Source organism: Pseudomonas putida (genome assembly GCF_050989985.1).
Classification (GTDB): Bacteria; Pseudomonadota; Gammaproteobacteria; order Pseudomonadales; family Pseudomonadaceae; genus Aquipseudomonas; species Aquipseudomonas putida_AI.
The window spans coordinates 1,368,215-1,386,292 of record NZ_CP158815.1 but is presented as its reverse complement, the minus strand read 5'-3'; the positions used below and the strand labels follow the sequence as shown (position 1 = coordinate 1,386,292).

26 protein-coding genes and 4 tRNA genes are annotated in these 18,078 nt (G+C 54.3%); 17 read left to right on the top strand and 13 right to left on the bottom strand.

Annotation, left to right across the window (positions count from 1 at the left end; all coding sequences use genetic code 11):
* Positions 1-102: 102 nt before the first annotated feature.
* Complete coding sequence (locus tag ABTV29_RS06655) at positions 103-339, top strand: helix-turn-helix domain-containing protein (protein WP_433769358.1); 237 nt, start codon at positions 103-105, stop codon at positions 337-339.
* Positions 340-407: 68 nt separating this feature from the next.
* Positions 408-869 carry a hypothetical protein gene (locus ABTV29_RS06650; protein ID WP_433769357.1) on the top strand — a complete coding sequence of 154 codons (462 nt, stop codon included), beginning with the start codon at positions 408-410 and terminating at the stop codon, positions 867-869.
* A gap of 302 nt (positions 870-1,171) precedes the next feature.
* On the opposite strand, the gene ABTV29_RS06645 is transcribed toward ABTV29_RS06650, so the two are convergent.
* From ABTV29_RS06645 to ABTV29_RS06630, 4 genes are all read right to left on the bottom strand, one after another.
* A complete protein-coding gene (locus ABTV29_RS06645; protein ID WP_433769356.1) occupies positions 1,172-1,441 on the bottom strand; it encodes a hypothetical protein in 270 nt (89 codons plus the stop codon).
* On the bottom strand, positions 1,438-1,953 hold the full coding sequence (locus ABTV29_RS06640) for a hypothetical protein (protein WP_433769355.1): 516 nt from the start codon (positions 1,951-1,953) through the stop codon (positions 1,438-1,440). The genes ABTV29_RS06645 and ABTV29_RS06640 overlap by 4 nt, the downstream gene beginning before the upstream one ends.
* Complete coding sequence (locus ABTV29_RS06635) at positions 1,950-2,402, bottom strand: hypothetical protein (RefSeq protein WP_433769354.1); 453 nt, start codon at positions 2,400-2,402, stop codon at positions 1,950-1,952. Before ABTV29_RS06635 ends, ABTV29_RS06640 begins: the two co-directional genes overlap by 4 nt.
* Positions 2,403-2,480: 78 nt before the next feature.
* Positions 2,481-2,699, bottom strand: coding sequence for a hypothetical protein (locus ABTV29_RS06630; RefSeq protein ID WP_433769353.1), 219 nt, complete (start codon positions 2,697-2,699; stop codon positions 2,481-2,483).
* Positions 2,700-3,021: 322 nt separating this feature from the next.
* On the opposite strand from ABTV29_RS06630, the gene ABTV29_RS06625 reads away from it, so the two are divergent.
* The 6 genes from ABTV29_RS06625 to ABTV29_RS06600 all read left to right on the top strand — a co-directional run bounded on the left by ABTV29_RS06625 (position 3,022) and on the right by ABTV29_RS06600 (position 5,798).
* The gene (locus ABTV29_RS06625) at positions 3,022-3,426 is read left to right on the top strand and encodes a hypothetical protein (RefSeq protein WP_433771774.1); all 405 of its coding nucleotides are present in this window, start codon (positions 3,022-3,024) and stop codon (positions 3,424-3,426) included.
* A gap of 122 nt (positions 3,427-3,548) precedes the next feature.
* Complete coding sequence (locus tag ABTV29_RS06620) at positions 3,549-3,764, top strand: DUF4224 domain-containing protein (RefSeq protein WP_433769352.1); 216 nt, start codon at positions 3,549-3,551, stop codon at positions 3,762-3,764.
* Between the two features lie 537 nt (positions 3,765-4,301).
* Positions 4,302-4,832 carry a hypothetical protein gene (locus ABTV29_RS06615; protein ID WP_433769351.1) on the top strand — a complete coding sequence of 177 codons (531 nt, stop codon included), beginning with the start codon at positions 4,302-4,304 and terminating at the stop codon, positions 4,830-4,832.
* Positions 4,833-4,838: 6 nt separating this feature from the next.
* Positions 4,839-5,276 carry a type II toxin-antitoxin system YafO family toxin gene (locus tag ABTV29_RS06610; RefSeq protein ID WP_433769350.1) on the top strand — a complete coding sequence of 146 codons (438 nt, stop codon included), beginning with the start codon at positions 4,839-4,841 and terminating at the stop codon, positions 5,274-5,276.
* Between the two features lie 71 nt (positions 5,277-5,347).
* Entirely contained in the window at positions 5,348-5,566 is a 219-nt protein-coding gene (locus ABTV29_RS06605; RefSeq protein ID WP_433769349.1) for a hypothetical protein, read from the top strand.
* A gap of 43 nt (positions 5,567-5,609) precedes the next feature.
* Positions 5,610-5,798: a helix-turn-helix transcriptional regulator gene (locus ABTV29_RS06600; protein ID WP_433769348.1), complete on the top strand. Its 189-nt coding sequence runs from the start codon at positions 5,610-5,612 to the stop codon at positions 5,796-5,798.
* A gap of 47 nt (positions 5,799-5,845) precedes the next feature.
* Here ABTV29_RS06600 and ABTV29_RS06595 read toward each other — a convergent pair whose 3' ends face one another.
* Positions 5,846-6,046 (bottom strand): hypothetical protein, encoded by a 201-nt coding sequence (locus tag ABTV29_RS06595; protein ID WP_433769347.1) that lies wholly within the window; start codon positions 6,044-6,046, stop codon positions 5,846-5,848.
* 195 nt (positions 6,047-6,241) lie between these two features.
* On the opposite strand from ABTV29_RS06595, the gene ABTV29_RS06590 reads away from it, so the two are divergent.
* The 5 genes from ABTV29_RS06590 (at position 6,242) to ABTV29_RS06570 (ending at position 9,439) form a co-directional block, all read left to right on the top strand.
* Positions 6,242-6,694 (top strand): DUF2280 domain-containing protein, encoded by a 453-nt coding sequence (locus ABTV29_RS06590; RefSeq protein WP_433769346.1) that lies wholly within the window; start codon positions 6,242-6,244, stop codon positions 6,692-6,694.
* A 518-nt stretch (positions 6,695-7,212) separates the two neighbouring features.
* On the top strand, positions 7,213-8,013 hold the full coding sequence (locus ABTV29_RS06585; protein WP_433769345.1) for a hypothetical protein: 801 nt from the start codon (positions 7,213-7,215) through the stop codon (positions 8,011-8,013).
* 160 nt (positions 8,014-8,173) lie between these two features.
* Positions 8,174-8,461 (top strand): hypothetical protein, encoded by a 288-nt coding sequence (locus ABTV29_RS06580; protein WP_433771772.1) that lies wholly within the window; start codon positions 8,174-8,176, stop codon positions 8,459-8,461.
* A 19-nt stretch (positions 8,462-8,480) separates the two neighbouring features.
* Entirely contained in the window at positions 8,481-9,101 is a 621-nt protein-coding gene (locus ABTV29_RS06575; protein ID WP_433769344.1) for a tail assembly protein, read from the top strand.
* A gap of 71 nt (positions 9,102-9,172) precedes the next feature.
* The gene (locus ABTV29_RS06570; RefSeq protein ID WP_433769343.1) at positions 9,173-9,439 is read left to right on the top strand and encodes a hypothetical protein; all 267 of its coding nucleotides are present in this window, start codon (positions 9,173-9,175) and stop codon (positions 9,437-9,439) included.
* Between the two features lie 72 nt (positions 9,440-9,511).
* On the opposite strand, the gene ABTV29_RS06565 is transcribed toward ABTV29_RS06570, so the two are convergent.
* On the bottom strand, positions 9,512-10,717 hold the full coding sequence (locus ABTV29_RS06565) for a hypothetical protein (protein WP_433769342.1): 1,206 nt from the start codon (positions 10,715-10,717) through the stop codon (positions 9,512-9,514).
* 204 nt (positions 10,718-10,921) lie between these two features.
* Here ABTV29_RS06565 and ABTV29_RS06560 point away from each other — a divergent pair, with 204 nt between their 5' ends.
* Positions 10,922-11,542: a recombinase family protein gene (locus ABTV29_RS06560; RefSeq protein ID WP_433769341.1), complete on the top strand. Its 621-nt coding sequence runs from the start codon at positions 10,922-10,924 to the stop codon at positions 11,540-11,542.
* A 33-nt stretch (positions 11,543-11,575) separates the two neighbouring features.
* Entirely contained in the window at positions 11,576-12,433 is an 858-nt protein-coding gene (locus ABTV29_RS06555) for a hypothetical protein (RefSeq protein ID WP_433769340.1), read from the top strand.
* 106 nt (positions 12,434-12,539) lie between these two features.
* Here ABTV29_RS06555 and ABTV29_RS06550 read toward each other — a convergent pair.
* Positions 12,540-12,616: transfer RNA gene (locus tag ABTV29_RS06550), tRNA-Arg, on the bottom strand.
* Positions 12,617-13,167: 551 nt separating this feature from the next.
* Here ABTV29_RS06550 and ABTV29_RS06545 point away from each other — a divergent pair.
* A complete protein-coding gene (locus ABTV29_RS06545) occupies positions 13,168-13,494 on the top strand; it encodes an Arc family DNA-binding protein (protein ID WP_175379575.1) in 327 nt (108 codons plus the stop codon).
* A gap of 100 nt (positions 13,495-13,594) precedes the next feature.
* On the opposite strand, the gene mgtE is transcribed toward ABTV29_RS06545, so the two are convergent.
* Positions 13,595-15,037, bottom strand: coding sequence for a magnesium transporter (gene mgtE / locus ABTV29_RS06540; RefSeq protein ID WP_433769339.1), 1,443 nt, complete (start codon positions 15,035-15,037; stop codon positions 13,595-13,597).
* A 319-nt stretch (positions 15,038-15,356) separates the two neighbouring features.
* Here mgtE and ABTV29_RS06535 point away from each other — a divergent pair, with 319 nt between their 5' ends.
* Positions 15,357-15,875, top strand: a complete 519-nt coding sequence (locus ABTV29_RS06535; protein ID WP_433769338.1) for a cell envelope protein SmpA — start codon at positions 15,357-15,359, stop codon at positions 15,873-15,875.
* Between the two features lie 19 nt (positions 15,876-15,894).
* On the opposite strand, the gene ABTV29_RS06530 is transcribed toward ABTV29_RS06535, so the two are convergent.
* From ABTV29_RS06530 to ABTV29_RS06510, 5 genes are all read right to left on the bottom strand, one after another.
* A tRNA-Arg gene (locus tag ABTV29_RS06530) sits at positions 15,895-15,971 on the bottom strand.
* A 72-nt stretch (positions 15,972-16,043) separates the two neighbouring features.
* A tRNA-Arg gene (locus tag ABTV29_RS06525) sits at positions 16,044-16,120 on the bottom strand.
* Positions 16,121-16,228: 108 nt separating this feature from the next.
* Positions 16,229-16,319 (bottom strand) — tRNA-Ser (locus tag ABTV29_RS06520).
* Between the two features lie 62 nt (positions 16,320-16,381).
* Positions 16,382-16,570 carry a carbon storage regulator CsrA gene (csrA, locus tag ABTV29_RS06515; RefSeq protein WP_002554426.1) on the bottom strand — a complete coding sequence of 63 codons (189 nt, stop codon included), beginning with the start codon at positions 16,568-16,570 and terminating at the stop codon, positions 16,382-16,384.
* Positions 16,571-16,758: 188 nt separating this feature from the next.
* Positions 16,759-18,000: an aspartate kinase gene (locus tag ABTV29_RS06510; protein WP_077045934.1), complete on the bottom strand. Its 1,242-nt coding sequence runs from the start codon at positions 17,998-18,000 to the stop codon at positions 16,759-16,761.
* Between the last annotated feature and the right edge of the window lie 78 nt (positions 18,001-18,078).

Genomic DNA, 18,078 nt, shown 5'->3' with positions numbered 1-18,078 from the left:
CGAGCAAAAATGGAATGAGGAACTGGAGAGAGAGCGCTAAGGCGGTGTTCGAGCACCGCCTTAACGAATACACATTGGATAGCACCAAGTGAAGGGCAAACTATGACACGTCATTCTTCAGCGGAGCAAGACCGAAAAATGATCGAGGCGCTTCGAAACGGCCCGATTTCATCCATCCAGGCGGCCCAGGAGTTGGATATTGTCCAGCCTCCCAGCACGATCCGACGACTTCGAAAGCGCGGCTTCTACATCCTCACTCACTGGACATATCAACCAACAGAGCCAGGCCGGCCGCCGCACAGGATTGCTAAATACGTCCTGATGCAAGAAGCGTCCTAACCCCCCCTTCAACAGTATGAGATGCGCGCAAATTTGCGCGCATCTCAACGCCTGCCTGTGAGCTGCTGATGGCGATAAAAAGAAAGGGGTTTAAGCCCAAGGCGAAACCGTTTGCCATGATGCTGTGGCAGATGGGGCAGTCTGCCCCCTATCGTGCGCTGAGCTTCACCGCCAGGGGGGTGCTGATGGAATTGCATATGCAGTACAACGGCAACAACAACGGCGACCTGTCAGCCACAAGAACGATGGCGAAAGAGTGGGGGGTTAGCTCTCCGAACATTCTGCAAAAAGCGCTGACTGATCTTCTGGCCGGTGGCTGGATCATCCAGACCCGAACCAGCTACTTCTCCCGCCACGGATCAAGGTGCGCTCTGTACGCGCTTTCGTGGTATGCAATTGATGAATGCCCAGGGAAAGAACTCGAAATCTCCCCGACCATCACCCCACCAAAAACCGTAAGGGATCTGGCGAACTCAGACTGTTCCGGTATCGAATCAATACACGTAGCGGTATCGAATCAATACACGTAGGAATTTCCACCGTCCAGTTTTGTCCGGCATGGTTTGGAGCCTCCCCCATCGCGTATTGAATCAATACCACTAAATCAATTCTTCCTGTATCGAATCAATACACCCTTATAGATATCTACCATACCAGCAGGCTTTAAGCTCCGGCTCTTAGTTAGCGCAGGGAGTGTGACGGGCAAGGTCCAGCGTGTAGTTATCAACACACTGTGTAGCTTTCAACACATTCGGTACCGAGCCCGATAAATCCCGAGTGAGACGAAAAGGGCGCAGTCCTTGCGGAGAGCGCCCTTTCGCTGCTTGCCGGCTTACACCTCTACCTCGATCCGGCAATCGGCACTAGGGTCGTCAGAACCGAAAAGCGCCTGATTCAAAGCCTTACGGCTCTCGCACCACAGATCGTGATCCTGGGAGCTTCCAACGTCCTGCCCCTTTACCCAGTCGGGAAGCTCATTCCGTCGCCGCAGTTCGTTCATGTGCGTCCACCAGCGGCTAGCGTGACGTTGTTCCGTGATGATCAGCTCTGCGAGCACAGCACGCTGGGCGTCCGAAAGGTTGATGGCCTCGACTATGTTCATTGCCCCCCCCCTGCTTGGCGCTCGCTACCGCTGATGGCTGCCATGAAGGCCGCATCAGAACTCGCTAGCGATGCGTTCGCCTGCTGGACAAACGATCGCTCCGGAATCGCATCAAAACTTGATCCGAGCCTGCTGACAGCCGCCTCAAGCCAGGTGCCAAGCTCATGAATAAACCCCACGCGCTGACCGCGCAGCGATTCTTCCTCTGATTTCGTCGTCGGTACTTTGGCGTTGAGCGCGAGAAGCATTCCTTGAAGATGTGTCGTCCCAAGCCTGATTGGGTTGTCCCGCTCATCACGCAGGTACTTGAGATACATCCGCGCAACGATCTTTCCTGCCTCGATGCCACCGAAATATCCACCGGTCAACGGAACATCCCAGTCGGAATGGCGAGGACCGTGGTCTTTTCCAACAAAAGGTAGACGGCCCCATGCAGTTTTCTCCTGCGGCTTAGAACGCAGCTCGACTGAGCGTTTGGTCTTGCGCGATAGAATTGCGACGTTCGCGCTCATTTCGCACCTCCTACGCGAGCGCGGAAGGCCTGTAGGCAGGCGACGTTTTGCCCGCGAGGCTGGACATTTACGGCACCAGTTATCGCCTTCAGCTCCTTGGCAGGCATCTTGGCACTGAAGCGTTCAAGGAAGGCCACCAGGAAAGCGCGCCCCTGCTGACGATCACCTGCTGTGCTATCGAGGATTTGGCGGGTGATCTCGGTCAGGTATTCAAAGGAGCGAACCGATCCTGCTTGAGTCGGGCAGCGTGCGAACGATTTGACCTCAACATCGAGGCCTTGCAAGCTGCGAAGGATTCCTGCCAGCTCGTTAGCTACGCTTTCGTCAGTCAGTCCGAAGCTGAACTGTTGCTCTCCCTGTAGGAGCGAGCGCACAACGAAAAAGGAGTCTTGCTGAGCGCGGATTTGTTGCGTGTTAAAGCTGTTGATGGCATTTTGGTAGAGTTGCATGACGTGTACCTCAAAGTTTCGTCGTGTGATCGCCTTCCCGGTGTTAGCGCACCGGGTTGGCACCTCTTCTGATCCTGGTTACTTCTTCGCGTTGATCCAACCCATCGCCCAACTTAACGGGTCTGTCGCCTTCGCTGGTTTCAAGGGCTTGCCCTCGATTGCTGCCTGCCTACCTTCTGCTTCTGATGCTTCGTGCACCCAAATAGCTGTCAGCTTGTAGCCGGCGGCGCGCTGTCGCTCCTTGTATTCCCGCTGCCTATCTGCTGCTGTGCGGGGCTGCTTGTTGTCGTCTGTCATTCCGCCCTCCGTTACTAGTTACGTTGAGGTAAAGATATACCTGCGTTACTAGTAACGCAACACCGGATTTAGAAATAGTTCGCGCAGTCGTCACGCAGACTTGTCACGCACAGTGCACGAAGCGTGGTCGCCACTGGGCGGATCGCGGTCCAGTCTTTTGAGGCGGTGTTACGATTTCATCTTGGTGCGACCTCCACCCACTTATCCCGCGGGCGCTCGCTGCAGAGCTAGAGGGGGCCGCACCTCTTCCATAAAACGTGCGCGCATGAATTACCCATCAGCCCTTACTCCAATGGGTGTTACATCAACTGGAATCAATGCCATGGGGAATGCAACGGCAGCAAAGGCTTCTCGAATTACGCCGCGGTTCATCCGGTTCATGGATGCGCCAGGCTATTTGGGCATGTGCCGCGCCGAATTCAACAAAACGGTCAGACCGAACGTGCGTGAATTCCCCATCGGAAAGCAGGGCGTCGCGTTCGATCGCATCGAGCTGGACGAGTGGGCAGACGCCTACGTCGATAGCACGTCGATTGACAAGCGGCGGACTGCGGATGCCACCGCGACAAGGCGGTTGAGTATGAATCGGCCGAGTTGGGAAGGTCCGGGCAAAGCTGCTTCTGTAATCGATCCTCACGCAAAGTCGAAAGATGCATTCGAAAAAGCGCTGGCTATGGTCATGGGTAAACCCAAGCGCACGAAGACACGCCCTGGTGGCCAGACATAGTTCCACGACATCTGACCTACCGAGATGGGACACAGTCAACCAAACTCAATATCTGATTGCTCACGTCAACGCGTGCTTTGCTAGCTTAAGAGGTCCAACTTTGGCGAATGAGTGAGCAACGCATGATCGAATTCCTGACTCACGATGAAGTGTGCGAATTGACCGGGGCACGTACCAAGGCAGGCCAGATCCGCAACCTCAAAACAAATGGAGTCAGACACACCATCAAGGTAAGTGGCTGGCCATGCGTCACTGTCTTTGCCGTAACCGGGCAGGGGCCAGTAGCAGAAGTAGATGAGACGCCAGTGTGGGTGCCTGACTTCTCCAAGGTTCGATGAATAGATCCCATCCCTGACACCAATATCTGGCTGCGAAAACGCCACCCCATGAATGAGCGGAGTCAGTCACCACACCCAAACAGGGTGGTGGCAATGCCACACTGTGGCGCCGATGCCACACATATAGCTATGTGAAATCGGCCAATCAGGGCCTATCTGGATAGACTGCTGCGCCGGCTATACACACCCCCCTGGGCATCGCTTAAACAATGGCTATACACACCCCCCCAGGCATCGCGCGGTTCCACCGATTGAAAATGCCTGTCGAGCAGTGAGCAGTGAGCTTGCAAGGTGTCTAGTGAATCCGGGCGATTCAACGTACTGGTCAATAGAGCGAATGACCTCCACCGATAGAGGAAAATTCGATGATTGGCCCTGTTATTGCTAGGGCTTCCATCCGTCAGATAAAGACGGATAGCACCCAAATTTTGCACCAATCTTGTAGCAGATTTGGTCAGACGATATAGAGTCACCGTAAACGACAACTTCAAACGCAAGCACCAACAGACTGAGAAAACGCCCTAGAGGGCTTCGACCATGAAGCGCGCCCCACACCACCACCGCCACGACCATTATTCAAAAGAGGACATGCTTTCTCTTTATTTGCATGTGTCGTCGTCGTGCGCACAAGTTGCCGCAGCTTCGAGCAGTGATCTGGAAGCATCCTCGGATGATGCGAAAATTAGAGTTGCTATCAAAGAAGCGATTGTGATTCTCGGTGAGCTTAACGAGCTCGCCGCCGAGGCTGGGCGCTCTATGCTCAACAATACACCCCCGCGTCATGCTATTGAGGATGAGCCCTTTTCCGACATAGCGAGCGCGCTGCGTACTCTGGAGTCACTCCTAGACAGTAAAGCTGACATGTACTCAAATGCCCCTAGCGTCTGCGGCGAGTTCAGCGTACTTCGTAGAAACCTGGCTCTCACTAGGTCTCGTATGGCACAAAACTCTATGGTTTTGAGGCAAATGTCCCGTGTGCCTGAAGTCTACGAAAGCGCGATAGATATGAAAGGGCTGGAGGCCTTGGCTTCTGCTTCAACAGAGCGCCTGCATCAGCTTGTGAACTGACGCTGTATGACAATCACTGTCGAATATAGCTCCGACACATACGACGACCTTTTTAAGGATGTGTTCGACCAGTACCCGACACTTGAAAAAAACCTCCTTGAAGATTTCCGTACATACATAGCATCCAACAGAAATATGCTTCCAGATTATTTTGGTCGCGACACCTCTTACACCCAACCGTACGAGGCGTTTATTGCCTGTTTGATGCATATTCATATTGCGATCCCCCCGTTAGTGTTCCCAAAAAACAAACCACAATACGACCGCACATGCCCGGGTGATCCAGCAAAGGACGCAGCGTTGGTGTATGTGAATGGCCTGTTAGATGAGGATCACTATGTCCTCATCGCCCTCCTTCATCCGGGCGCTCATAGCAAAGCTCGCAACGAAAAAGTGATGAAACGACTAGCGGCGGTTGCGAAGGATTTCCGCGATACCCACTGACTTCCCTGGCGCACTCCTCCTTTCCGAAGCCTTCCTGCTAGGCTTTCATTTTCTCGAATGGAGTCGAAGCGATGCCTTCCCCTGAATACTCCCTCCCGGATGTCCTTGAACGCATGTATCAAAACCAGCTCGCTTTGGAGGCTGCTTTGATGGAGCTGACGTTGTTGGCCGAAAGCCAGGGAAATGCCGAAGCTGGCGACAATATTCGAAGTGCCTTGGATGTGATCGGCGAAAACGCCGGACATATCAACCAGGGGTTGGCTAGGTTGAAGGCGCATAGCGCGAAATAAACCAACATTAGAGCCAGGGATCGCTTAGGGACGAGGGCAAGATATGACTGAGAGCATTGATCGTTTCCTGCGCCTAGACGAGGTACTCCACATTACCGGCCTAGGGCGAAACACGGTTTATCGGCGGATCAGGGAAGGCACCTTCCCAAAACAGATCAAGATAGGCCCCAACTCGGTGGCTTGGCGCCAGTCTGCAATCGCGCAATGGATGAACGACCCGAGCCAAGACTGAGGTTCGCACCGAAGTTCGCACCCTCCTATGCGCGAACCACGCCTTTGTCAGAGGCTCAACTGGCGATAGATCACCCGCGCGTCAGTGCCGCGGCGCAGCTCGCGTAACGCGTCATTGGTCAATTGATCCAGGGCGCGCTCCTCAAAGTCAGCAGCGAGCTTTGCGGCCTTTCGCACGATCAGCAGTGCCAGCTCCGGCGGCACGTTCACCTTCACTTCATCCAGGTACGGGCAATCGATAATGGACATGGGCTCTCCGGGGAATGTGATCAGGTTTGAGTGTATCTCCGATGCGCTGACAGGTAAAAACCCTGCATAAATACTATCGCACAGTGAAATATCTCAACTAAGTGCGAAATAGCGCCACTTATTCGATTGTCTTTGCCTAGGGTTCGCGCAACCATGAGGGTACATTCTTGACAGACCCTAGACAGATTCCAGCCCATGGCCGCGCTCAACAACGAAATCAAAGCCTTCATCGTCCAGGCGCTCGCCTGCTTCGATTCCCCAACCCAGGTCGCAACCGCGGTGCATCAGTGCTTTGGCGTTGTGGTGTCGCGCCAGCAGGTCGAGGCACACGACCCCACCAAGCGCTGCAGTAAAGGTCTGGCGAAGCGCTGGGTGACGATGTTTGAGGACACCCGGGCAGGATTCCGCGAAGCGATGATTGAGATCCCCGTTGCCAATCGTGCTTATCGCCTGCGCGCACTCGGGCGAATGGTTGAGGAAGCCGAGGAGCGCGGCAATCTAGTCCTAGCCGCTCATTTGATTGAGCAAGCAGCCAAGGAATCTGGGGATATGTACGTCCGGCGCCCACCACAGCTCACTAGCCACAACATCACGCCGGCAACCAGGGTTGCAGTGGAGTTCGTTCCCGCAAGCGATTACACCCTCTGAAGAAAGTCTGCTTGCTATCAGTAACGTCCCCACGTTAGCTAACGTTAGCCAGCCCTGGCGGCAGACGAAATCGGGTTACTCGCTAAATTTGCTGTTTTGAAGAGTAACTGTTCTAGGCAACCGTATCATTTTGCCTACACCCGACTTACTGCAACAAAAAAGACCTCTCCAATTACCCTGCGAACCAACAATTTCAGTCCCATTTAATCCGGTTACGTGTAGCACCTGAGGTGCACCCTAAAAGCACTGGATATGCGATCAGATCAGGCCTAATGTGATCCTCGAACGGCTTTTAAAGCTAACCGAGGACAGATCATGTCGACCCCTACCAAGCTCCGTGGACACCAGACCAAGCCGACTCTTTCTGAAGTCAAAGCCGCTTGGGGGCGACTGCGCTCCGCTGCCGACTCTGGCGATCTCCAGGCCGCCGCCTTGCTTGTGGCCTTAGTCGAGAACAAACCCCTCCTCCAGCTTCCTGTAGCCATCAGCGCGAGCAGTTAATTAAAGGGATTCAGCTTATGAGCTTTGAAATCGAACGCAGTGACAAGGGGACCGTCGTCAATCTACTGGGCGGCTACCGCTTCGAGCTTCCAGTAATCACTGACGGCGACCTGACCTCTTACCCCCTACAGATATTCCAAAACTCTCTCCCTATAGTCGGTGAGGCCTTGACCAAGCTGAAGTCAATCAGCGATGACCGCACCCTTTCAACGTTGGGCATTGAGCAGAAATCAGACCCCGTGAAGGCTGATCTTGTTGGGCGTATCGCCTCAGGTGCTGGCCAGGTCCGCCTGTTCGAGAACACCACCAACAACATGGAAAACCAGCTGTACGCCCTTCCAAGCATTGAACAGGGCCATACAGTGGCCGCCATCGAAGATCGTGAAATCCGCGATTGGTGGCGCTCTCTAGAGGGCAAGAAGCGCTCACAGCTGCTTGATGAGGTTCAGGCGGATACCTCGAAGCATGAACGACTGATGGTCGCTCTGCTCCGCGCTCCAGCTCCGCTGGCCATCCTGGATCATGAATCTAAGTTCGTGCGCGAGATGTGGAAAGAAGCCAAGCGCACCGCCGACCCAGACACTGCAGCCCGTATTGACCTAGATCGCCAGCAGGTCGAGACCTCCAGGCGCGGTCTGTTCCATCTCGCCGGCATCGCCGCCCGCGTGGTTGGCTGGAAGGCCGAAGGCACCCTCCGTGCACTCATCAGCTCACCGTTTGAGCCAGCGAAAGTAGGTTTCGACATCTTCGGCTTCACCCCTAGCCAAGTCGCCGGTATGCGCAAGCGTATCGAGCAAGAGCAGGCAGCGCACCGCTGAGCACAGCCGACCCGAGGCATGACCCCCATCAGGAGAATTCTGCAATGGCAATTAAGCAACTTCGGGCAAACATCGGCAGCCTATCGAGCACCTCAGCTTGAGCAGCTACCAAGAACGCTTCACCGAGGCGTGTAAGACAGCTCAGTTTCAATCACATCACATGGCCAAGGGACCTGATTCCGGGTACCTGGTGTGGGATGTCCGGCACGTCCGCGATGGCGAGAAGGTGAGCATCGACGGCCCTTTTCTCACCGAAGAAGAAGCGCGCGTCTCGGCAGATCTGCTCCGCGGCACGTTCCGCGGCGCCCGGGCGTACCAAGGAATCTATGACCGGATATGGAACTACGACCCTAAGCGCGAACAACTGCAGCTCGATCAGGCGCTGATGTCACGGGCCCTTCTGGCTATCCGCCTGGGCGTGACAGTGCCCACGCCCAGCCTCACGTAAATACTCTTGAGGTGCTGCAATGAGCGCTACCATCAAACAACCTATGACTCGCATTCTCCTATCCGGCAGTCTGGCTCAAAAATTTGGGCGTAAGCTCGATCGATTGCTGGAGACTGGCACCACTCGAGAAGCGTTTAGCGCTTTGGTGAACACTGTTCCTGGCTTTGAAGACTTCATTCGCGACTCGGCCCGCAAGGGGCTTCGTTACGCCATTTTCCGTAACCGAGAGAATGTCGGTGAAAACGAATTCACCCTGAGCGGCACGACCGAGATACGCATTGTCCCGGTTATCGCCGGCAGTAAAAGCTCCATTCTGCAGGTGGTCACAGGGGTGGCATTGATCGTTGCCGGCGCTTTCATCACAACCCTCAGTTTTGGAGGTGCCGCTCCAATCGGTGGAGCGATGATTGGTATGGGTGTCGGGATGGTTCTCGGAGGTGTCGCGCAGATGCTTTCACCGACACCAAAAACGCAGAATCAGGAAGACCAAGGGGCGACCGAAAATAAACCCAGCTACCTGTTCAATGGCGCCTTCAACTCAACGCAACAGGGCCTGCCTGTGCCCGTTGTTTACGGAAAGATGCTGGTCGGTTCCAGTGTTGTTTCGGTTGGTACTTGGGCAGAGGCTTTGCCTGCGTGATGATTTTGGAATGCACACTTTCAACCGCTGCCCGTGTCGATAACGACAATTCGCAGCCAAAGGACGTAACCATGAAAACCTTGGAACAACTGCAAGTCGAACGCAAAGTCGCAGCAGCTGCCTGGCTTGCAGCCGTTGACACGCTGCGAGCTACCTACGTGGAGCTTTCAGCATACGACCGAGCCGTGACCTCCGGGCGTGTGCACGGTGAGGCTGCGCCGTGTCGAACCTTCAACACGCAACTGGAGGAAATTCCCGCCCATCCAGATTTCATTCTGCCTGCGTGGCCCAACCAGGGTGACAAGATCCGGAGTCGACTGGAGGCGTTGTTGCGCTGATCTCAAGGAATGGCGAAAACGACACCGCGTGCTGAAACCTACACACCGTGGCGTTTTTGCCACTCTGCTTTCTCAGCCAGGTTTGACCGCCTTCAATACTTCGACAAGGTTCTTGAAGTGTTCAGGATCAAGTGGACTGCTGACTGTATGCGCCTCGGTGGTCCGACCGAAATAACTGGAAGTTAGCCCGGTACGAATTGCAACCTTGCTATCCTCTGGTAGGAGTTCAATGAATGGCCCAATAGAGGCAAGCTCCAACTCCGTCTGCCTGGCTCTATCAGCATTGGTGCGATGGCGGGCAGATTCTCGCGCGGTATAGATCGCTGGTGAAGTTATAACAATTGCGTAGAACAAGCGGATTAACACAGATATCGCTGTATCTTGCGAAAAAGGCTCATGCCAAAATTTAATAAAGGTCGCGATCGCAATACCGATACCGGCCCCAAAAATCAAGACGGTTGCCCATCGCCAGAAGTTTGCACTTTCGGCTTCAGCATTAGCGATTCGCTGGTAGTTTCCCGTTACCCCAATATTGCCAACTACCTGCACGATACGTGCGGCGTCATCCCGAAATGCCCCTAGCTCCGCAAGAGTGTCTTTGGCTGCAGACGCTTCGAGATCAATTTCCTCTTTGTGTAATCTCTGCTGCTCAGCAAGTGCTGTGTCAAACGCGAGTTGGCGCGCCCCCTCAGCTTGGGTAAACAGTTGTTCAAGCTTAGCTACGGCTGCGGCACTTTCCGCCCGCTCTCTAGCGGCACTTTCGTTGGCATCATCGAGCTTTTTGGTGAGCGCATCGCTTTTTTCGATGGCCGCATCTAAATTCTTCGCAAGCTGGTCACGCTGCTCACTAAGCCCTCGAATCACAGCTTGCGAAAACTCAGTCTGATTTTTTAGAAGAGCAGGAAGGGTTGTGTTCGCAAGCTTTTGAAGAGGTGGTGTAAATGCCCAAAAATAAGGCATCACATTTTGCTCTAACTGGGAAACGGCATTGATGAGGTGGCCGGCGTTAGCGTTCCCAACAAAATTCACCATTTCTGACAGGGGAGCCTGCAGATGGGTGTTTATGGTGGACATTCCCGAAACGCTTGCAAGTTCAGCCGGCGTTTTTTCCAGAAGGTCACTGAGCGTTTGGAGAATTGCGAAAATTTTGTCGCGAGCAAACGCATCTGAGTCATTCCCAGCGAGGGCCACCGTAGAAAACTCCTTCATGCTCCGCATATTCAGCATTTGTTGCACGGTGGAGCGAATAGGATTTTCTTGATAAGCGGAAGTCGTCATCTGCTGCACTTTCCCTGCTTTGTTGGATTTTCAATCAATTGATCGCTGAAGCTACTGTTTCGCCACCATCCTGTCTATGGAATGGATGGGTATACCCGAGCTGATACGACCTAATTAGGTTTTATTTGACCTTTTCGCTTGATAAGTGACACTCAAAGTGCAACAGTATTAGTGAGACACTTAAACTGATACGGGACGCACATCATGTTCATCCGCGCATACCTCCGAGCATCAACAGACGAGCAGGACGCCAACCGCGCCCGAGCTTCGATTGAGCAGTTCGCCACGGACCACAACAAGGTCATCGCGAGCGTGTACCTGGAGAACGCCAGCGGTGCCACTGCCGACCGGCCTGAGCTACTGCGCCTGCTCAAAGATGCGCGCAAGGGTGACGTGCTGCTGGTGGAGTCGATAGATCGGCTCTCACGGCTTCCTGTGGAGGACTGGCAGAAGCTCAAGGCAGCGATCGACTCCAAGGGATTGCGCATCGTCGCGCTCGACCTGCCAACCAGCCACCAGGGAATGCAGGACACCAAGGGTGATGAATTCACCGGACGGATGCTGGGAGCGATCAACTCGATGCTGGTGGAGATGATGGCGGCCATTGCGCGCAAGGATTACGAACAGCGGCGGGAGCGTCAGGCCCAAGGCATCGAGAAGGCAAAAGCTGCTGGCAAATACCAGGGCCGACCGGTCGACACCGATCTGCACAAGCGCGTCACTGAGCTACTAGAAGCCGGCCTTGGCATACGTGCAGCGGCCAGGCACGCCAACTGCTCCACCACTACAGTTTTGCGAATTCGAGATTCTGCAAACAGAATTTGAAGAGGCCGAAACCAACTGAAGAGCGACCTAGCGATGACCGAGCGGCAACGTCCACTGGAACACAAGGCACTAGATGTATTTTACAACGACGCCTTAAAAGCATTCGACGCAGCAACTTGTGAGGCGATTGCAGTTAGCCAATCGATTGGAGTTAGGGAGGTAGTGGCACACAAAGGCCACTCAACCTATGTTTTCCTTCGGTTATGCAGTCATGCCAAATCAATCATCTGCGCGGCTCCCCGCTCGCGGTGGATTCGAGCAGATTTCACTGACTGGGATTTTGGGAATGTTGCCGGCCATGGCAGAGCGATACTTGAAGGCTATCTCCTGCTTCTATACCTGATAGAGGAACCGGGGAGCCAAGTCGAATGGTCAGCCAAGATAAACGTCATGTTTCTCAACGACTGTACCCGCCGAATCAAAATGCTTACGAATGCTGGCGTTGTAGAGGATGTGAAGAAACTGGAAGTAGACGCTGAAGAGCTTCGAGGTCGCCTTCTCTCAAATAAGTGGTTCACCGCGCTTCCCGCACCGACACAGAAGAGATGCCTGTCAGGTGATAATTTGACGATCCAAAGCAGAGACGAACTGCTTCAGAAGGCCGGCTGGGAGAAAAATAGCTTTTACGCGATTTGGGATCTCTTGTCGCAATATGCCCATGTGCTCCCGATATCCTTCATCAGGATGGAGGCAAATGGCAGGGGCTCCGGCTTGGAGAATGACACCGACAAAGGCTATACGTCGCAGTTAATGACCTGGTGCACTGAAACGCTGGTTGCTGCGACAGACTTGATGGCAGAGGCCTTTCCCGATACTGCAGCAGCGCGCCTTGGAATAAAGTCCAAGTTTAACCCTGGTCCCCGAGCTAACCGCCCCGAGCGCAGAAAATAGGTTGTGAAAGCGTGGCTAGCAACAGCGTTTTATGCTCAATGCTGCCACCCTGCTGTCACGGCTAGTTTCACCAATAGACAATATTGGCTGAAAGCGTTGAATTAGATGGTGTCCCAGGGCAGGTTCGAACTGCCAACCTTCCCCTTAGGAGGGGGATGCTCTATCCAATTGAGCTACTGAGACACTAATTGCCTGCAAGGCATGCAGAGCGATAGACGGCGAGCATGTTAACGGGCAAGCCTGCCTTTGTCATGTCGTCCTTAGGCTTTTTAAGTGTAGGAAATGCGCACGAGGTCGTGAAGCGACCACATCCAGCTGTTTCACAGGAATCGCCTCCACCTACCCCAGCGGCCTGCAGCCCCAAATACCCCTGTATTGCACCCGCCTCTAGCAAATCGGCAATTTGCCACTATCCTGTAAGGGTAAGGAACAATGATTGAGCAAGCTTGGCGTACCCTCAGATAGCGTGACCCCTGCCAGGCAAAGGATGCGACCAGCAGCACGGATCCGGACCAGCTTTCCAAACCAGTCCGCATTTCTGATAATTGGTGCTGGCAGAACGCCTTTATCCAGTTCAATATTTGTCACAGAATTGACGCCAATGATCTGGCTACTTTGAGGCATGATGCGGGCCTTGATCAATTCAGGTTGAACATTTGGCCGTAGCGCTTGTCGTATCAGACATCCTGCGGCCAATCCCGAGAACCGCTTCCCTGAACTAACCGGTTAAATATATGCGCCCAATGAAACAGGCAGTTTATTCCAGCCGCACGGCTGACAAGTTCGTCGTACGGCTGCCAGACGGAATGCGTGAACGCATTGCCGAGGTGGCTCGCAATCATCACCGCAGCATGAACTCCGAAATCATCGCGCGTCTTGAGCAGAGCCTCATTCAGGAAGGTGCTCTAGGCGAAGAACTAAGCATGCGCCTGGACAGCCCAGAGCTTTCATTGCACGAACGCGAACTATTGCAACGCTTCCGCCAACTCTCTCACCGCCAGCAAAACGCTCTCGTTTCTCTCATCGCTCACGATGCCGAAATGGCCGCTGACGCGTCCTGATTCGCAACGAAAGCTCAAGCCAGCCTAATCGCTGGCTTTTTTTTGCCTGAAATTCGAGCATAAAAAACCCGCCAATTGGCGGGTTTTTGAAGCAGAAGGCCTAGAGGAGGAATATCGTCGCCAGCCCGAGGAAAATAAAGAAGCCACCGCTATCAGTCATCGCCGTGATCATGACACTGGCGCCCATCGCCGGGTCACGCCCAAGTCGCGCAAGCGTCATCGGAATCAAAACCCCCATCAATGCAGCAAGCAACAAGTTCAGAGTCATGGCTGCCGTCATCACCACACCCAATGACCAGCTGCCATACAACAGATAGGCAACCACTCCGATCACCCCACCCCAGATCACGCCGTTGATCAGCGCGACCGCCAACTCCTTACGCATGAGCCGCGACGTATTACCGGTACTTACCTGGTCCAGCGCCATGGCACGAACGATCATGGTTATAGTCTGGTTACCCGAATTACCGCCAATTCCCGCAACGATTGGCATCAATGCCGCAAGCGCTACGAGCTTCTCGATGGATCCTTCAAAAAGGCCAATTACCCGAGATGCGACGAACGCAGTGATCAGGTTGATTGCCAGCCAGGCCCAGCGGTTGCGCAGCGACTTCCAGACCGAAGCGAAGATGTCTTCCTCTTCGCGCAGACCCGCCATGTTGAGAACTTCGCTTTCGCTCTCTTCACGAATCAGGTCGACCATTTCATCGATGGTCAGACGACCAATCAACTTGCCGTTCTTGTCCACCACGGGAGCGGAAATAAGGTCGTAACGCTCGAACGCTTGCGCTGCATCATAGGCTTCTTCGTCCGGATGAAAACTCACCGGGTCGCTGGCCATGACTTCAGAGACCTGTTTCTCCGGATCGTTGACCAGCAAGCGCTTGATCGGCAGCACGCCCTTGAGGACACCGTCGTAATCGACCACGAACAGTTTGTCGGTATGACCAGGAAGCTCCTTGAGACGACGCAAGTAACGCAATACCACTTCAAGACTGACATCCTCACGGATCGTCACCATCTCGAAGTCCATCAACGCACCGACCTGCTCCTCGTCATAAGACAGAGCCGAACGCACACGCTCGCGCTGCTGCTGGTCCAGCGTTTCCATCAACTCGTGAACGACATCTCGCGGCAGCTCGGAAGCCAGGTCAGCAAGTTCGTCGGCGTCCATGTCCTTGGCCGCAGCCAGGAGTTCGTGATCGTCCATGTCGGCGATCAGGGTTTCACGGACCGAGTCGGATACTTCAAGAAGGATGTCGCCGTCGCGGTCAGCCTTGACCAATTGCCAGAGCGTCAGACGATCGTCCAGCGGCAAGGCTTCAAGGATATAGGCGACGTCGGCGGAGTGCAGATCATCAAGCTTGCGTTGCAGCTCGACGAGATTTTGCCGGTGGACCAGGTTCTCGACCCGATCGTGATGCGGGCCCTCCTGGCGGTGAGTCAGGTCTTCGACCACTCGCTGACGCTGCAACAGCTCAATGACTTGAGCGAGGCGGTCCTGCAAGCTTTCCTGCGTTTTTTTTACTTCAATTTCAGACATAGGCGAACTCCACTCCCAGCAGAGGAGCACGCCGGAAGGATCAATCAGTCAATTCGTGATTGGAAAAACTGTTTACTGAGTAACTACTGGGTAAGTCCATGGAGGTATTCCACAAGCCCCGGCGGGGCTGACGGGCGCAATGATACACCGCCTGACGGTTTTAAATGTTAAAAAATCGCGGATGAAACAAGCGCTTGCAGGACAAACCTGAGCATCGCTCTGATCCTTCAAACTGCGACGACTCATCCTGAAAAGAAAGCACACCGCCTCGAAAAATACGGCGGCTACGCTTGTGGAGAATCGTCACGGAGGACGCTCGATGCCATCGAATAAACAGTATTTTTTCCTTATCACCCTGCTCTGCCCGCACTGGGCGATTGCCACGACTATTCATCGTTGCGAGGCCGCCGGCGGGCAAATCACCTTCACCACACTGAGCTGCGCAACCGACGAAAACCTCTCGCTGCAGGTAATACAAACCTTCACACCAGGCAGCACCATCACAGCGCTGATGCCTGAAGCGGAGCCTCACCAAAGAATAGTCACGACCACCAACAGGCGAGAGCCAGTTGTTGTGGGCCAGACCCAAGACAATTGTGGAAACCTGATCAGCGCCAGAGAGCGGCGTGAAGCAATCATGAGCAAACGGATCATCGCCGGCATGAGTCAGCAAGATGTAGAAAGCGCACTCGGCAAGCCCGACAAGATCAGTATTCGGAATTCAAGCACCCACTACCGCTACGACTCGAAGCGAGGACGTAGCGCACAGATTGAATTCGATGAGAGAGGATGTACAAGAGGAAAAGCCAAATCCCAGACGGCAAAAAGCCCGCATTAAATGCGGGCTTTCTGTTGTATGGTGCACTCGACAGGATTCGAACCTGTGACCGCTCGGTTCGTAGCCGAGTACTCTATCCAGCTGAGCTACGAGTGCATTTTGTGTTTTTAGACCAGACCACAACTGGCTGAAGCCGAGTTACTTATATCGCTATAAACAACTCTTAAATGGTGCACTCGACAGGATTCGAACCTGTGACCGCTCGGTTCGTAGCCGAGTACTCTATCCAGCTGAGCTACGAGTGCATTTGTTGCCGCGCATTATAGGCCGTTAAATCTGTTTGTAAAGCGCTTTTTTCTAGTAATTTCAACAACTTACCGAAGAAGCCAGATTACAACGTACTACGAAAATAATGGCGGAGAACGGGGGATTCGAACCCCCGACACCCTTTTGAGGTGTACTCCCTTAGCAGGGGAGCGCCTTCGGCCACTCGGCCAGCTCTCCGCAACACGGGGCGTATATTAACCAGCTTCTTCCCCGTTTGCAAACATAAAAAACGATAAAAATTAATGGCTTGGTTCTTCGTCCTTCTCTTTCTTGATCCGCAGGTAGATTTCCTCACGGTGGACAGCTACCTCTTTCGGGGCGTTGACCCCGATACGCACTTGATTTCCTTTGACGCCGAGCACGGTCACGGTGATTTCGCCATCACCAATAATCAGGCTTTCTGCGCAGCGACGAGTCAAAATCAGCATACCTTTCACCTCACGCATTTCATTTCAGGGACAGCAGTCTGCAAAAAAAAAGCAAAAAGCCTACAACCAAATCGGTCGAGGCCTACATGCCAGAGTATTGACTAACGGGAGCAAAAGAACAGCTTCGAGGGTCACGCCATTCAAAAAAACAAAAGGCGCGGTTCAGACCGCGCCTTTTGGCAAATGCATCACTCGCCCTGGCGGGCCGGTGCATCCAGATCGAAAGCCGTGTGCAGGGCGCGCACAGCCAGTTCCAGGTACTTCTCTTCGATCACTACGGAGACTTTGATTTCCGAAGTCGAGATCATCTGGATGTTGATGCTTTCCTTGGCCAGGGATTCGAACATGCGGCTGGCTACGCCTGCGTGAGAACGCATGCCAACGCCGACGATCGACACCTTGGCGATCTTGGTGTCGCCAACGACTTCACGGGCACCGATCTCGCGAGCGGTGTTTTCCAGCACGCCCTGGGCGGCCTGGTAGTCATTGCGGTGCACAGTGAAGGTGAAGTCGGTGGTGTTATCGTGCGCAACGTTCTGCACGATCATGTCGACTTCGATGTTCGCGGCGCTGATCGGGCCGAGAATCTTGAACGCAACGCCCGGGGTGTCTGGCACGCCACGGATGGTCAGCTTGGCTTCATCGCGGTTGAAGGCGATGCCGGAAATGATCGGCTGTTCCATGGTTTCCTCTTCATCAATAGTAATGAGGGTGCCCGGACCCTCCTTGAAGCTGTGCAGTACGCGCAGCGGGACGTTGTACTTGCCGGCGAATTCCACCGCACGGATCTGCAATACCTTGGAACCGAGGCTGGCCATTTCCAGCATCTCTTCGAAGGTGATCTTGTCCAGGCGCTGAGCCACGGACACCACGCGCGGGTCGGTGGTGTAGACACCATCGACGTCGGTGTAGATCTGGCACTCGTCAGCCTTCAAGGCCGCCGCCAGCGCCACACCGGTGGTGTCGGAGCCGCCACGACCGAGGGTGGTGATGTTGCCGTGCTCATCAACACCCTGGAAACCGGCGACGACGACTACGCGACCAGCCTTCAGGTCGCCGCGAATCTTCTGGTCATCAATCTGCAAGATACGCGCTTTATTGTGCGCGCTATCCGTCAGGATCCGAACCTGGTTGCCGGTGTAGGACACCGCTGGCACACCGCGCTTGATCAGCGCCATGGCCAACAGGGCAATAGTCACCTGCTCACCGGTGGACACGATCACATCCAGTTCACGCGGAACCGGCTGGCCGTCGCCACTGATTTGCTTGGCCAGATCGATCAGACGGTTGGTTTCGCCGCTCATTGCAGACAGCACAACCACCAGGTCATCGCCGGCATCGCGGAATTTCTTAACCTTGTCGGCGACCTGCTCGATTCTCTCGACAGTGCCGACCGAGGTGCCTCCAAATTTCTGTACGATCAAAGCCATTTCAAAGCCGCCTCTGCCCATGAAGGGCGCCCAAATAATCACTCAAACAGCGTTCCGGCCCGCCACTAGACTGCGAGC

Coding starts and splice junctions, on each gene's coding strand:
- ABTV29_RS06510 (WP_077045934.1), bottom strand. CDS start 18,000: ATGGCTTTGATCGTACAGAAATTTGGAGGCACCTCGGTCGGCACTGTC.
- ABTV29_RS06560 (WP_433769341.1), top strand. CDS start 10,922: ATGTTCATCCGCGCATACCTCCGAGCATCAACAGACGAGCAGGACGCC.
- ABTV29_RS06585 (WP_433769345.1), top strand. CDS start 7,213: ATGAGCTTTGAAATCGAACGCAGTGACAAGGGGACCGTCGTCAATCTA.
- ABTV29_RS06545 (WP_175379575.1), top strand. CDS start 13,168: ATGCGCCCAATGAAACAGGCAGTTTATTCCAGCCGCACGGCTGACAAG.
- ABTV29_RS06590 (WP_433769346.1), top strand. CDS start 6,242: ATGGCCGCGCTCAACAACGAAATCAAAGCCTTCATCGTCCAGGCGCTC.
- ABTV29_RS06535 (WP_433769338.1), top strand. CDS start 15,357: ATGCCATCGAATAAACAGTATTTTTTCCTTATCACCCTGCTCTGCCCG.
- ABTV29_RS06605 (WP_433769349.1), top strand. CDS start 5,348: ATGCCTTCCCCTGAATACTCCCTCCCGGATGTCCTTGAACGCATGTAT.
- ABTV29_RS06570 (WP_433769343.1), top strand. CDS start 9,173: ATGAAAACCTTGGAACAACTGCAAGTCGAACGCAAAGTCGCAGCAGCT.
- ABTV29_RS06580 (WP_433771772.1), top strand. CDS start 8,174: ATGGCCAAGGGACCTGATTCCGGGTACCTGGTGTGGGATGTCCGGCAC.
- ABTV29_RS06625 (WP_433771774.1), top strand. CDS start 3,022: ATGGGGAATGCAACGGCAGCAAAGGCTTCTCGAATTACGCCGCGGTTC.
- ABTV29_RS06565 (WP_433769342.1), bottom strand. CDS start 10,717: ATGACGACTTCCGCTTATCAAGAAAATCCTATTCGCTCCACCGTGCAA.
- ABTV29_RS06620 (WP_433769352.1), top strand. CDS start 3,549: ATGATCGAATTCCTGACTCACGATGAAGTGTGCGAATTGACCGGGGCA.
- ABTV29_RS06650 (WP_433769357.1), top strand. CDS start 408: ATGGCGATAAAAAGAAAGGGGTTTAAGCCCAAGGCGAAACCGTTTGCC.
- mgtE (WP_433769339.1), bottom strand. CDS start 15,037: ATGTCTGAAATTGAAGTAAAAAAAACGCAGGAAAGCTTGCAGGACCGC.
- ABTV29_RS06600 (WP_433769348.1), top strand. CDS start 5,610: ATGACTGAGAGCATTGATCGTTTCCTGCGCCTAGACGAGGTACTCCAC.
- ABTV29_RS06555 (WP_433769340.1), top strand. CDS start 11,576: ATGACCGAGCGGCAACGTCCACTGGAACACAAGGCACTAGATGTATTT.
- ABTV29_RS06655 (WP_433769358.1), top strand. CDS start 103: ATGACACGTCATTCTTCAGCGGAGCAAGACCGAAAAATGATCGAGGCG.
- ABTV29_RS06630 (WP_433769353.1), bottom strand. CDS start 2,699: ATGACAGACGACAACAAGCAGCCCCGCACAGCAGCAGATAGGCAGCGG.
- ABTV29_RS06615 (WP_433769351.1), top strand. CDS start 4,302: ATGAAGCGCGCCCCACACCACCACCGCCACGACCATTATTCAAAAGAG.
- ABTV29_RS06595 (WP_433769347.1), bottom strand. CDS start 6,046: ATGTCCATTATCGATTGCCCGTACCTGGATGAAGTGAAGGTGAACGTG.
- csrA (WP_002554426.1), bottom strand. CDS start 16,570: ATGCTGATTTTGACTCGTCGCTGCGCAGAAAGCCTGATTATTGGTGAT.
- ABTV29_RS06635 (WP_433769354.1), bottom strand. CDS start 2,402: ATGCAACTCTACCAAAATGCCATCAACAGCTTTAACACGCAACAAATC.
- ABTV29_RS06640 (WP_433769355.1), bottom strand. CDS start 1,953: ATGAGCGCGAACGTCGCAATTCTATCGCGCAAGACCAAACGCTCAGTC.
- ABTV29_RS06610 (WP_433769350.1), top strand. CDS start 4,839: ATGACAATCACTGTCGAATATAGCTCCGACACATACGACGACCTTTTT.
- ABTV29_RS06645 (WP_433769356.1), bottom strand. CDS start 1,441: ATGAACATAGTCGAGGCCATCAACCTTTCGGACGCCCAGCGTGCTGTG.
- ABTV29_RS06575 (WP_433769344.1), top strand. CDS start 8,481: ATGAGCGCTACCATCAAACAACCTATGACTCGCATTCTCCTATCCGGC.